The sequence below is a fragment of the Terrisporobacter mayombei genome, from assembly GCF_020748465.1.
GTDB classification, from domain to species: domain Bacteria; phylum Bacillota; class Clostridia; order Peptostreptococcales; family Peptostreptococcaceae; genus Terrisporobacter; species Terrisporobacter mayombei.
The window spans coordinates 458,789-472,953 of the sequence record NZ_JAHZMP010000001.1; the positions used below are offsets into that span (position 1 = coordinate 458,789).

Annotated in this window: 12 protein-coding genes and 1 other annotated feature; of the genes, 2 read left to right on the forward strand and 10 right to left on the reverse strand. The window is 26.0% G+C overall.

Annotated elements, in window-relative coordinates; all coding sequences use genetic code 11:
* The first annotated feature begins 9 nt into the window (after positions 1-9).
* Positions 10-600, forward strand: coding sequence for a manganese efflux pump MntP (locus tag K0039_RS02305; protein WP_228103438.1), 591 nt, complete (start codon positions 10-12; stop codon positions 598-600).
* A gap of 57 nt (positions 601-657) precedes the next feature.
* Here K0039_RS02305 and vanT read toward each other — a convergent pair whose 3' ends face one another.
* The 4 genes from vanT to K0039_RS02325 all read right to left on the reverse strand — a co-directional run bounded on the left by vanT (position 658) and on the right by K0039_RS02325 (position 5,879).
* Positions 658-1,830 carry a serine racemase VanT catalytic subunit gene (vanT, locus tag K0039_RS02310; protein WP_228103439.1) on the reverse strand — a complete coding sequence of 391 codons (1,173 nt, stop codon included), beginning with the start codon at positions 1,828-1,830 and terminating at the stop codon, positions 658-660.
* A 152-nt stretch (positions 1,831-1,982) separates the two neighbouring features.
* On the reverse strand, positions 1,983-2,381 hold the full coding sequence (locus K0039_RS02315) for a hypothetical protein (protein WP_228103440.1): 399 nt from the start codon (positions 2,379-2,381) through the stop codon (positions 1,983-1,985).
* Between the two features lie 122 nt (positions 2,382-2,503).
* Positions 2,504-3,895 carry a sensor histidine kinase gene (locus K0039_RS02320; protein WP_228103441.1) on the reverse strand — a complete coding sequence of 464 codons (1,392 nt, stop codon included), beginning with the start codon at positions 3,893-3,895 and terminating at the stop codon, positions 2,504-2,506.
* A 991-nt stretch (positions 3,896-4,886) separates the two neighbouring features.
* On the reverse strand, positions 4,887-5,879 hold the full coding sequence (locus tag K0039_RS02325) for a hypothetical protein (RefSeq protein ID WP_228103442.1): 993 nt from the start codon (positions 5,877-5,879) through the stop codon (positions 4,887-4,889).
* 187 nt (positions 5,880-6,066) lie between these two features.
* On the opposite strand from K0039_RS02325, the gene K0039_RS02330 reads away from it, so the two are divergent.
* Complete coding sequence (locus tag K0039_RS02330; protein WP_228103443.1) at positions 6,067-7,140, forward strand: 4Fe-4S dicluster domain-containing protein; 1,074 nt, start codon at positions 6,067-6,069, stop codon at positions 7,138-7,140.
* A gap of 78 nt (positions 7,141-7,218) precedes the next feature.
* On the opposite strand, the gene K0039_RS02335 is transcribed toward K0039_RS02330, so the two are convergent.
* The 6 genes from K0039_RS02335 to K0039_RS02360 form a co-directional block, all read right to left on the reverse strand.
* Positions 7,219-7,770, reverse strand: a complete 552-nt coding sequence (locus K0039_RS02335; protein ID WP_228103444.1) for a tryptophan transporter — start codon at positions 7,768-7,770, stop codon at positions 7,219-7,221.
* Positions 7,771-7,905: 135 nt separating this feature from the next.
* Positions 7,906-8,150, reverse strand: a binding site (T-box leader).
* A 68-nt stretch (positions 8,151-8,218) separates the two neighbouring features.
* Positions 8,219-9,316, reverse strand: coding sequence for a Nif3-like dinuclear metal center hexameric protein (locus tag K0039_RS02340; RefSeq protein ID WP_228103445.1), 1,098 nt, complete (start codon positions 9,314-9,316; stop codon positions 8,219-8,221).
* Between the two features lie 15 nt (positions 9,317-9,331).
* Positions 9,332-10,018, reverse strand: a complete 687-nt coding sequence (locus K0039_RS02345; protein ID WP_228103446.1) for a tRNA (adenine(22)-N(1))-methyltransferase — start codon at positions 10,016-10,018, stop codon at positions 9,332-9,334.
* A gap of 124 nt (positions 10,019-10,142) precedes the next feature.
* On the reverse strand, positions 10,143-11,303 hold the full coding sequence (rpoD, locus tag K0039_RS02350; protein ID WP_228103447.1) for an RNA polymerase sigma factor RpoD: 1,161 nt from the start codon (positions 11,301-11,303) through the stop codon (positions 10,143-10,145).
* Between the two features lie 21 nt (positions 11,304-11,324).
* Positions 11,325-13,142, reverse strand: a complete 1,818-nt coding sequence (gene dnaG, locus K0039_RS02355) for a DNA primase (protein ID WP_228103448.1) — start codon at positions 13,140-13,142, stop codon at positions 11,325-11,327.
* Between the two features lie 400 nt (positions 13,143-13,542).
* Positions 13,543-14,148: a radical SAM protein gene (locus K0039_RS02360; RefSeq protein WP_228103449.1), complete on the reverse strand. Its 606-nt coding sequence runs from the start codon at positions 14,146-14,148 to the stop codon at positions 13,543-13,545.
* Positions 14,149-14,165 lie beyond the last annotated feature (17 nt).

A 14,165-nucleotide genomic window follows, 5' to 3' on the forward strand; every position in this document is an offset into this window, starting at 1 on the left:
GACATATTTATGGGACTTTTAACAATATTATTAACTGGATTTGCTTTAGCCATGGATGCCTTTGCTGTTTCTGTAACAAAGGGTATGACTCTTAGAAAAGCCACATCTTTTATATCTTTTAAAATTGCTTTTTTCTTTGGATTATTCCAAGGATTGATGCCCTTTATTGGATGGTTTGTAGGTATTCGGTTTCAATCATATATAAAAGCTGTGGATCATTGGATTGCCTTATTTTTGTTATCTTTTATAGGTCTTAAAATGATATTTGAAGCCTATGAAGATAACCAAAACCCCGAAGTAACTGTAACTTGTGATGATGAATTGGATAATACGGAATTAATAATTTTATCCATTGCTACTAGTATAGATGCTCTTGCTGTTGGAATTAGCTTTGCATTTTTAAATGTACATATTATACCACTTTGTTTAAGCATAGGCATAATTACTTTTATTTTATGTTTTTTAGGCGTTATGATTGGTAAGCTTTTAGGTCCAGTATTTAAAAACTATTCTCAGATTGTAGGTGGTATAATATTAATACTCATAGGTATTAATATTTTAAATGAACATACTAATTTTATTTATAGAATGTTAAATTAATTTACATACTAAAAAACTGTAGATATTACAATCTACAGTTTTTTAATTCTATTCAAATTAATAATGATATACTCTTTCCACTCTACTACCTATACAGCTTAATGTTTCATTTGTTATTGTTCCACTTAATCTACTTAATTGATTTACTGGTAAGTAAAACTCTCCATCTTGCCCAAATAATGTTACAATATCTCCTTCTTTAACATTATCAATATTAGTCACATCTACCATTGTTTGATCCATACAAACATTACCTACTATTCTTCCATATTGACCATTTATTAAAACTTTAAAATCTTTTTTAGATACTGCTCTAGAAAACCCGTCTGCATATCCAATAGTAATAGTAGCTATTTTTATTGGAGTTGATGTAGTAAAGTTATTACCATAACCTATATTTTCACCAGCTTCTACTTCTTTTACCATGGCCACCCTACATCTTAATGACATTGTTGGCTTTAGTTGCTCCTTATCTGGTAATTTACTTAATATAGTGTCACATGGATCGCAAGGTACGCCGTATAATATAATACCTGGTCTAGCTAGGTCTCTATGTATTTCTCTATATGATGCTATACCATAAGAATTTTGTAAATGAATTTTTCCTAAACTTAACTTTTCATTTTTTAGTTTATTAATTATATAATCAAAGTTCTCAATTTGTTTTCTTGTAAATAATATGTCTTCTTCTGCCTCACTATCAGCTCTACATAAGTGAGAGAATATACCTGTAATTTCAATATTTTTCAAATTAAATATTGACTTAATATCCTCTAAATTATCTCTATTCTCACCTATTCTGTTCATACCAGTATTAAGCGCTACATGACATTTAACTGTCCCTGGTAATTCACTTAAACTTTTAGCATATTTACTGTTTACTAAAGTCTGAGTTAAATTATATTTTATTAATTCTTCTTTTTGACAAACAGGTGTATATCCTAAAACTATTATTTCACCTTTAATATTTCCTTCTCTTAATTCTATTGCTTCGCTAATGCACGCTACTGCAAGATATTTTATCTCAATACTTTCAAAATAACTAGCCACTTTTACTGCACCATGTCCATAAGCATTAGCTTTTACTACTCCTACTATTTCACAATCTTCATCTAACATGTTTGAAATCACATCTATATTATGTTTAAAATTAGTTAAATTGATTTCTGCAAAAGCTCTTAATTTAGAAGTATCAATTTCGTCTCTGCTATTATAAATTTTTGCCATCATTGTATTATCCCCCTAATATACTCTTAAGTTAAAAAATCATATTATTTCATATAGAAATTCTACCTTAATTATAACATATTTTTTGAGTATTAAAAATATTCTATAAAATACATTTTAAAAAATAAGCCAAATAAATGGCTTATTTTTTATCATTACCCATCATACTCATTAGTAGTTTTGTATGGTTGAGTTTTTTCTCTTCGTTTGTTCTTTATTCTTCCTTTATTTTCTGAGCAACGAGGGCATTCTTCTCTTTTTAACCTTTTAGAATTAAACTCATCAACTACTTTTTCTAGCTCTTCTTGTTCTTCCTCTTCTTGTCTTATAAATTCATCTTCATAAAACTGCATTTTTTCTTTTTCTTTAAAAATTTCTTCTATTTCATCTTCATAATATCTTGCCAACCTTTTATCTTCAATTATTCCTAGTAACTTTCTTGACCCAATATATGCTGCTGCACCTACTCCTGCAGTTACTGCACCAAATATTAAGGCTTTTCCAAGCTTTCTGTTTACATGTTTATAGTGCTCAATACATTCAATACTTTTCATATTAAAATCTCCTTCCTTAAAAGGTTATTATATATAAATAGTATTTGTATTTCTTCTGTAAAAAAGTTATCAATTTTAATATTAATATTTGTAATTAATATGTAAGTTTCAATAATTTAGCATTATATATCAGATAATTCCATTGTTACTCTCCTTGACATATCATCATAAGTATCAATTATTTGCTCCTCATTTATATTATACTTATCAAATATAACACTTATAGTAGTTCCTTGATTTATCTTACTAATTGCTTTTATTTCTCCATTTAACGCATCTACCATTTGTTTTACTATATTTAATCCTAGTCCTGTTCCTTCTTCATGTACTAAATTGTTATTGTCAAATCTTTCAAAACGATTAAATAGCTTGTCTAACTTTTCTTCTGGGATTCCAATTCCAGTATCAGTTACTTTAATAATTACTTTCTCCTCTTTATCCTTGATGTTTACAAATATATTCCCATTATTGCGATTATATTTTATTGCATTTGATAAAATATTAAGTACAATTCTTTCAATAAAATCTATATCAGCTAAAATATATATTTCTTCCTCCTCAGTATCAAAGATAACTTTAATATTCTTATTTTTAGCAAAATTTAAAACAGACATAGTTAAATCTTCTACTAAAGCTACTATATTTATTACTTTTAAATCTAAATTTATTGTATTAGTTTCAAATTGGGTTGAATCTATAAAGTTGTTAATCATTCTAATTAATTTATCACAATTTCTTTTTATTATCATATTATATTCATGTGACTTTTCATAGTTATATTGTGTTTTATCCAAATCTAGTAATTGAACAGTTGAATAAATCACATTGACAGGTGTTTTAAATTCATGCGATAGATTTGATAACATTTCATTTCTACCTAATTCTATTAAACTTTTTTGTTCAAGCATATTTTTTAATTTTTCTATTTGAACTTCTGTATTTAAATCCTGAATTATTATCATATTTAATAAGGAATCTTCTTCATTACCTTGAAGATTAATTTCTTCACCTAAGAACTCTTTATCTTCAAATTTTAATCTTATATCATTTTTAGAAAAATTATTATCATTTTTTTTATTACTTCTACTAATTATTAAATCTTCATAATTAAATCCAATTATATTATTTTCATTTTTCACATTTAGATAAGATTTCATTTTTTTATTAATAAAGATTATTTCATTTTTTTTACATAATATTATCCCTACAGGAATTAACATTAATGACTCGTAAGCCCATGTTTTATATTTTACTATTTCTTCGTTTTTATTTTTCTCATTAACTAAGTTATAATATAAATTTTCATTAGGTTCTTTTATCATATCTCTCATTAAGAGTTTCATAATAGTATAACTATATATTATATTTAAAATTATTATAATAAAAAATAATATATTCTTTATTTGCATCTGATTAAAAATTTCGGATGTAGCAAATATTAGTATTTTTCCTAATCTATTAATTATTATTATTTTTAAATCATCTATAGTATTTACATTTAAATATTTATTCATATTTTTTATATGAAACAAATTTATGCAGTGTATTATTATGCAAAATATAAATACAAATAGTTCTACATTTTTTATTAATCTTTCTAAAACATTTATATTAATGCAATATACTGCTACAGTGTATAAAGCAATTGTACTTACTATCAAAATGTTTACTATTTTCTTAATATTATAATTTGTTTTATATTTATGTATAACTAAATAGAATATAAAAATTTCACTCAATAAAATTATTAAAGCTAAAGATTTTACTCTATAATCAAAGCTATTCTTATGATATATGCTATATATGACATACAATATATTAAGCACCCCTATATATGCTATTGATATAGAAATATCTTTATATCCCCTGTCTTCTCTTATATCTAAACATATTTTACTTATTATATAACTAAATATACATACACTACTTGAAAATGTAATTGCTATATAATATGGAATTAAAATATTAAACTGGTTTATAATAATACAGATTAGTATACATGATAATAAATATATTTTAAAAAACTTTTTCATAACTTTATTAGTTCTTATTAGTTTTCATTCCTTTCTTTATAGATATTATTTATCCAACAAATTAAAACAATCAAATAATTTAAATTATATATACATATTAATTGTTTATTATTCTATTATAAAAAAGTTATATCTACGAGCATTTATGATAGCTTGCTATGTAAAAAAGCTAAACTAATAATTAGTTTAGCTTGTATTCATTAAAATTAGCTAAGGAAGTGGCCTTACTGTTATCTACCCGAAAGGATTTGTTTTATACTCTTGAATGAGCTTAAATTTTAACGTTCATGGAAAGCTCCTTTGAAGAGTTTCACGTGTTAGTTTGAGATATTACCACTACCACTTCCTTAATATAATTGTATTTATATACATATAATTTTGTTCATAATTTTTGATAAATAATAATATTTTATTTTATTTTTAGTAGTTATATTTTATTTATCTCTATCATACATTATTAATTACTATAATTTTATTGTGAATGTTTATTTTCTTCTGATTCTTTATTTTGTATACATTTTTCTGGATTAATGTAAATGACTTCCCATTGATTATCTTTATTTTTCTTGTAATCAGCTATTTTTTTATCTACTCCATTAGTTAATTCATAAAAAAGTACATAATATTCATTATCATCTTTGTCTTTATAGTATGCTCTTTTTGTATATCCATCTTCATTCACAATTACATCTCCATCAATCAATGAACACCAATTTCCATATTCTATTTCTACAAAAGTTTTAGCATCATATGCCCATCCATGATATGGTGCACATAAATAATTTTCACTACTATAATCCATTTTTACTATTTTATAACCATCATTTTCTTTATCTAGGTATATATATCCATAGTAATATGCAAATAAACCTTTGTCCTCTTTGGATCCTTCAATAACTTCTAACTCTACAAAGTATTTTAATAAATTTGGGTTGTCTTCATCTGCCGGAACATTATTCACTTTAATAAGATTAATATGAAGTATATTTTTAAAAGAATCTAAAAAGTCATTGTATGGTAATTCTTTTTGATAAGATTTTGATAAAAAATTATACGCTACTGGATACGGTCCCTTCACTTCTCCTAATGATCCACACCCTGTTTCATTGTCTTCTGTTGGATTTGCAGCTTCTCTAAGTACATTAAAGTAGTTTACCACCGTATCCTTTCCTGATCTAAATGGCTTTGATGGTAAATCCATTTTATATGGATTCTTATTATAAAATTCATTCAAAATATTAAGATTATCATCGTTTAATATTGCCATATCAGACGGTCTAAAAAATCTTTCTAAATCGTAATTTTCTTCTCTACTATCAACAACCTCTAAATCTTCTCCTACAACAGATTCATCAACTAAATTTCCACCTAATATATATTTATTTTCTTTCTCTATTGCATCTATTCTTAGTGTTGTCATCATTATCATTATTAAACATAATAGTAAATATTTTAGATTTTTCATTTTAATCTCCTTTCTAAAAATAAATAAGGTCTTATTTATATCTTTTACATTTTTTTCTAAAATACACTAAAAATGTTTTTAATTTATATAAAAAGTTAAAATTTATATTTCCATTTATTTTTCTAATGACTTTTATATTTCAATAATCTACAATAATTACTGTAACATAAGATAAAATCAAAAGGGGATGATTTCATTGGAAAGAATTGATGAAAGGGATACTATGTTCGCAAGAGCTCATTATAAGAAAAATAGTATAGTTTATAAAGACTACTATGCTAAAAATCCAGAAAAAAAGGATATTGATGATAGTTTTAGAACTAGACCAGAGCTATTAGAAGAAGGTACAACTACATACAATAAACTCAATTCACCAATTGCAGGAAGTGCCTTTGCTTTTTTAAGAGATATTAAAGATCTATGCGAAGGAGATGTATCTCCTATAAAAATAGATGGAGATAGTAAAACATTTACGAAAAAGATAAAAGGAATTGCTTCTTTATACGGTGCTTGTATGGTTGGAATAACCAAGTTAGAAAAAAAACATATTTATACACATAGAGGTAGATCTGAAGAAGACTATGGACAAGAAGTTAATCTTGACCACAAATTTGCCATAGCATTTGCTTGTGAAATGGATTTAGACATGGTTAATAGAGCTCCTATGATTTCTGAAGTTATTGCAACATCTAAAAGTTATGTTGATGTTGCTGTTATAGGTATGATAATTTCATATTATATTAGAAGTTTAGGGTATGAAGCTAGAAATCATGTTGACGCAAACTATCTTGTTATGCCTGCTCTTATATCAGAGGATGCAGGACTAGGTCAGATAGGCAGAAATGCTATTCTTACAAATAAAAATTATGGTTCAAGGTTTAAATTAGGAGTAGTAACTACTAATTTAAACCTTGATATTGATGACAAAATAGATTTTGGATTAGAAGACTTTTGTAAGGTATGTAAAAAATGCGCCCTTACATGTCCTACCCAATCTTTATCTAGAGAAAACAAAATTAATAAAGATAATAATTATAATTGGACTGTAGACGTAGAAACTTGTTATGAAAAGTGGAGATACTTAGGCACTGACTGTGGTATGTGCATATCAGTATGTCCTTTTAGCCAAAACCTTGAAAGTGTTAAAAAATATAGTTCATTTAAAAAAAATGGAGCTGCCATACAAGAAGTCTTAGATGAATATAAAAGAAAATTTGGAGCTAGAGTATTCGCTCCAGGAAATCCTACTTGGCTAAGATAAAAATTTAATTTCATTTGTATTGTTTAAAATTTACTATCCCCTCTATATAACTAGAGGGGATAATTTTTATTTATTTTTCTAACTTTGGAAACTTACCCTCTTCATTGTAACATGAATTACTTTAAACACAATTACACCAACTATTAAGTTAATACCTATAGCTGGAAGTACAACTGCTGCAAATAACATATTTAAATTCATATTTCCAGGAAGACCTACTAATATCTGAGCTGATGTTAAAAATATGAATCCACTTATTGCAGTTCCTAAAGACATTAATACATTGGAAACTATAAAATCTTGATTTTTATCAGCTAATTTTTTCATAAAAGGAACCTTATACATAGCCATCATAACTAGAAAACTTATATTTGTAGTAAGAAACTTATCTATAACATTAGGTACTTGACCTCCAGGAAATGAAGTTGTCATTCCAGAAAATATACCAGCGATTATACCACATATTAAACAAGCTTTATAATCATCTTTATTTATAATCATTATTGTAAATAACATTATTAAAGTCATATCAGGCTTTACACCAAATATAGCAGGTTCTATCTGGTGTAAAACTAAACCAATTCCTAAAAGTACAGCATTTAAAACTAATTTTCTTGTATTCATTTTCATAATAATATCCTCCAAAATATTTTTTAATTATATTTAAATAAATTAATTCCTCTTTTAACCTCTTAAGAGTTTTAGTTCATACCAAGATTTTCACCTACCTTTATTTTTTGACAATAAAAAAACTCCGCCCTAAATAAATAGGACGAAGTTATACTCCGCGTTGCCACCTAATTTGTGTATTATAAATACACCTCTCAATATTGGTACCATCATACCTCATTTGCTATAACGTGCAAACCACGGTAAAGTCTACTTTCACAAAGATTTCGATTTACTCCTCAAAGGCCCATTCATCAAATTTCTTCTTGTCAAGATTCCACCACCCTCAACTCTCTATTTTGAACCTAAATTTGACTACTCTCCCTTATCAAAGGATTTAATTTATTATTAATAATATAGTATGTAATTTATTTAATTTTGTCAACTAATTTTATAATCTTTTTATTTATTAAATTATTTTAAATGGATTTAAATTTATTTCACTGCTTATAGTTTCAATACTTTCAATAGTATCTAAAAATCTTTTCATTGCATCCTTAAATATATCTTCTGTATCAAAATGACCACAGTCCACTATGCACATACCCATGTCCAAAGCATCTTGCGCTTCATGATATTTAACATCTCCTGTAATTATTACATCACAATTTTTAGATTTTGCTAGTCCTACCATATCAGAACCTGCTCCAGTTACAACTGCTACCTTTTTTATTTTTGTATTTAGTTCTCCAACAACTCTTATATAATCCATACTTAATTTTAATTTGATTTTTTCGCATAAACCTTGTAAGTTTATTTCATTATTAAGAGTAGAATATCTTCCAAGACCTACAGCTTTCCCTTTGTTTTCTAATTTATAAACATCATATGCTACCTCCTCATAAGGATGAGCATTAATCATTTTTGATATGGTCTTTTGTAATATACTACCTGGAACTATAGTTTCAATTTTAACTTCTTTTACTTCTTCTATTTTACCTTTTTCACCTATGAAGGGTTTCGAATTATCTTCTGGCCTAAACGTTCCTATTCCAGAACAATTAAAAGTGCAACTGCTATAATTACCTATATATCCTGCCCCACTTTCTCCTAAAGCTTTTCTAACTATTATTTCATGAGTCATAGGTGTATAAACTGCAAGTTTGTATAAAGTTTCACTAGCAGTTACGTCAAGTATTTTGCTATTTTCAAACCCCATAACTTTCATAAAATAATCATTAAGACCATCAAAGGCTATATCAAAATTTGTATGCATGGAATATAGCGCTATATCATTTTTTATTAACTTATGTATAAGTCTTCCCTTCAAATCTTTTGTGTTAATTTTGTTCATTTTTCTAAAAATAAAAGGGTGATGTGTAACTATTAAATCCACATTTTTTTCTATAGCTTCTTCGATAACCTTTTCATTTGCCTCAAGTGAAACTAAGACTTCTTTTATTTCACTATCAAAATCCCCTACTAATAATCCTACGTTATCCCAGTCATAAGCTAAATTAAGAGGATATTTATTTTCAATTTTTTTAATTAAATCATCTAACTTCATTTTTTCAACCCCTTGTTAAATTAATTCTTTTAATTTTTCTATTCTTTCTTTGGCTAAATTTCTTTTAAATATAACTGCCTCAGTATCTTTATCACCTAATTTATTTATGATATTATTGTATTTTTTTATTTTATTATCAATAAATTCTGTTAATAATTTATCTTTTTTTTCTATTAATTTTTTTCCTACTTCATAATATATATTATCTTCAACTATTGTATTTTTGCCAGTATATTTTGCTATTATTATTTCATAAAGTCTAAAATCTTCTCTCTCTAAACATTCATCTAAAATTTCATATCCATTGTTTAATAAGTATTGTCTTAATTCTTCTTGAGCTTGCATAGGTTGTAAAATTAACTTTTCTACGCTATGAGCTACTTCTTTATTAGCTTCAAGCAGTTCACCTATTAATATCCCTCCCATACCTGCAATTATTACTTCGTCTACTTCATCTTTTTTTAATACTTCTATTCCAGAACCGAGTCTTAAGTCTACCTTATTTTCTAATTTATTTCTTTTCACTTCACTTCTTGCATTTTCTAAAGGTCCTTTATTAATATCAGCTAAGATAGCAAAATCTATTTTATTTTCATTTAAAAGATATATAGGAATATATCCATGGTCTGTTCCTATATCAGCTAATTTTTTCTTTTCACTTACTAAAGATGCTATTTTTAATAATCTATTCGTTAATTTCACTTTATTTCTTCCTCTCATATTCACTTTTTATATTGTCTTATTATATGTATTAACAACTTTTTAAAATTTTATTTCCGCATAATTAAAAATTCGCCAAAGTTGGCGAATTTTTAATTTATCTATATTAATCTAAATAGTCTCTAAGTTTTTTTGATCTACTTGGATGTCTTAATTTTCTTAAAGCTTTTGCTTCTATCTGTCTTATTCTTTCACGTGTAACATCAAACTCTTTGCCAACTTCTTCAAGAGTTCTTGCTCTTCCATCTTCAAGACCAAATCTTAATTTTAATACTTTTTGTTCTCTTTCATTTAATGAACCTAGAACATCTTCTATTTGATCTTTAAGTAGAGAATATGCTGCTGCTTCTGCCGGAGCTAAAGCATCTTCATCTGGTATAAAGTCTCCTAAATGAGAATCTTCCTCTTCACCTATTGGAGTTTCTAAAGATACTGGGTCTTGAGCTATTTTCATTATTTCTCTAACTTTTTCCTCAGACATCTCCATTTCTTTAGCTATTTCTTCTGGTTTAGGATCTCTTCCTAATTCTTGTAATAATTGTCTTGAAACTCTTATTAATTTATTGATTGTTTCTACCATATGAACTGGTATTCTTATAGTTCTTGCTTGGTCTGCTATGGCACGAGTAATTGCTTGTCTAATCCACCATGTTGCGTAAGTCGAGAATTTAAATCCTCTAACATAGTCAAACTTTTCAACAGCTTTTATTAGCCCAAGGTTTCCTTCTTGTATTAAGTCTAGGAATAACATACCTCTACCAACATATCTTTTTGCTATACTTACAACTAATCTTAAGTTGGCTTCAACTAATCTTTGTTTAGCTATTTCGTCTCCTTCTAGCATTCTTTTTGCTAGTTCAACTTCTTCATGAGGTTTAAGCAAAGGAATTTTACCTATTTCCTTTAAATACATTCTTACTGGATCATCTATACTTATCCCCTTTGGAAGAGATAAATCTAGTTTATCCATTTCGATGTCATCTTCTTTTTTGATTTTTTCATCAACATCATCATCTATGTTTTCCATATCTAAAGTTAAGTCGTCATCATCTGCTGAAAAATCAATTGTAACTTTTTCTGTTTTAGCCTCTAATATCTCAATCCCTAAATTACCTAAAGTTTCATAAAGATTTTCAACTTTATCTTTATCTAATTCTGTATCTGAAAAGGCTCCCATTATTTCATCTAATGTAAGAGATCCTTGTTTTTTACCTTTTTCAATAAGACTTTTCGCTGCTACTCTATTCGCTTCTTTGTTATTTGCCACACTCAAACCTCCTTTCGTGAATTATAAGCTTTTTAAGCTCTTTTGTATATCTAATATTTTTAAAGTTATATTCATAATTTCTAATTCTACCTCTTTCATGGTGTCTTTATCTATTCTATTGTCACTTAAGCTTAATTCTAAATTTTTCTGCTTTTGAAGTAATTCATCAATTTCTTTGTGACGCTTATTTTTTTTCACATTTTTAATTATTTCATCAACATTTTTAGAATTGTAAGTGCTTATGCTATTTAATGATATATTATCCAAATCCTTCAAATATTCTTCAGATATGTTTAAACTTTTGATTTTGTCAATAGTTATTTTGTCCAATTCTTTATTTTTAATTATTAGATTAAAAATTTCTTTGCTGTCATTAATTAAGAAATCATTCTCACTAATTTTTAACAATGCAATAAGACGAAGTTCTTTATTTTCCATTAATAGTTTAATAAAGGTTTCTTCTACAAATTTTTCACCGTTTTCGATATTTTTAATCTTTTCTATTGGTTTTTGTTCAGTTTTTTCAAAATTTTTATAATTTTTTTTACTTTTATTAAAGTTTTTTCCAAAAACTTCTTCTTTCATTGCATCCAAACTAATATTAAATTCTTTACTTACATACTTAATGTAATAATCTTTTTCAACTGGAGATGATAAAGTTTTAATTATTAATGCTGCTTCTTTTGCAAATTTTATCAAATGTTCATCCTTATTAAAATCAAATTTTCTTTTTAAGATGTTAATTTGAAATACAATATGAGAAACTGAATTTTCTATAGCTTTCAAGAAACCTTCTTTTTTGTACTTTTTGACAAAGTCATCCGGATCTTTGCAGTCTTTTAAATTTAAGATTTTAACATTAATATTTTGTCCTCTTAATATTTCTATAGCTCTAAGTGTTGCTTTAACTCCTGCATCATCTGAATCATAGGATATTATAGCAGTAGATGCATATCTCTTGATTAGTTTGCCTTGTTCATTTGTTAAGGCTGTTCCGAGTGTTGCTACTACATTTTCTATTCCATGTTCATATAATGATATTAAGTCCATATATCCTTCTACTAATATTAAGGTATCATTACTTATACTTTTTTTTGCATAGTTTAGTCCATATAAGTTAAATCTTTTATTAAATAGTAAAGAGTCAGGTGAATTAAGATATTTGGGCAATGAGTTATCAAGAACTCTTCCTCCAAAACCTATAACATTCCCCCTATAATCAAAAATTGGAAACATTACTCTATTTCTAAATCTGTCGTAATATTTATTACCATTTTCTTTATGCGTAACTAGTCCACTTTTAACTAAATCTTTTTTTTCATAACCTATTGATAATAAATAATCCATCAGACTATTCCATGAGTCTAGAGAATATCCTAGTCCAAACTTTTTTATTATTTTATCACTAAGTCCTCTTCTTCTAAGATAATCATACCCTGGATTTTTAGAGTTAATCAAATTTGCAAAATAGAATCTAGCAGCTTTTAGATGAATATCTTGCATAAGTTTAATGCTTTCCATCTTTGCCTTATCTGCTTCACTTAAATTTGTTTTAAATTCTATTCCATTTTTTTCTGCTAATAATTTCACAGCTTCTATAAAATCCAAATTTTCTATTTTCATAATAAAATTTATTACATCTCCACCTTCACCACATCCAAAACATTTATAAATTTGTTTTTTTTGATTTACATGAAAGGATCCTGTTTTTTCATTATGAAATGGACATAGACCACTATAATTACTTCCTGAATTTTTTAAGTTTATGTACTGAGATATTACATTTACAATATCACATCTGTTTTTAACTTCATCTATTAAATCTCTCATATTATTCATATTTTCACCCTCTGGTGTATTATTCGTAACATTTCTATTTTACATTAAATTTTTCATTTGTCAAATACTATTATACATAATTCGACTTTTTTTGTTAATACCCTTCTTTTTTTTATTACTTTTTATAACTTTTTTCAAGAATAAATATTTTTATTTTCACACCTTAATTTCTTTCATTTGTCGAATTTCACTATAAAATATGTTTTTTTCAAATATTTCAATTCCTATTTTATAATATTTAATTTATTTGAAATAAATTTATACTATTTCTCCTTGACAATCTTAATTATTTTAATACGCGATATTTATAGTATTAAAATAAATCTAAAAATTATGTGATTTTATTAAAAATAAAAGCATTTGATTTGTAATCAAATGCTTTTATTTTTAATATTCAGTTCTAAAATGCATAATTTTCGAATTCCTCAAAGTTGTTTAATATTTTTCCTTCTTCATTAATAAATATATGTGTAGAATTAAAATTCATTTCTTTATTTACAGCACACTTTATTACCTTCATATTTCCTTTTAAATAATCTTTAAAATCTTTATATAAATCATCATCAATATAACAAACATATACATTTTTAAATTTTTCAAACTTTTCTAATATATACTTATAATTTCTATATTCAAATGCTGTAAGTATGATATTCCCATCATAAGACAAGGCCTTTGGTATATCCATTAACCCCGTAGTTACTATATTAACCTCTACTCCTTTTTTTAAAGCAAAATTTACTATTTTATCTAAATCTTCATAGAAAAACGGATCTCCACCTGTAAAAAATACTTTTTTTATACCTACGTTAAACAATGAGTCTATTATACCTAGCCAGCTACTACAAATCAGCTCTTTTCCTATATTATTATATGGTGTACATAAACATAAAGATTTTAAATATTTTCCACAATTTGTACATCCTCCACTACAAATATTATTCAACTTAATATGAGCTGTTAAAGTATCTCTCTCATTTAAATTATTATTTAAATATAAATACATATAACCTCCTATTTAAT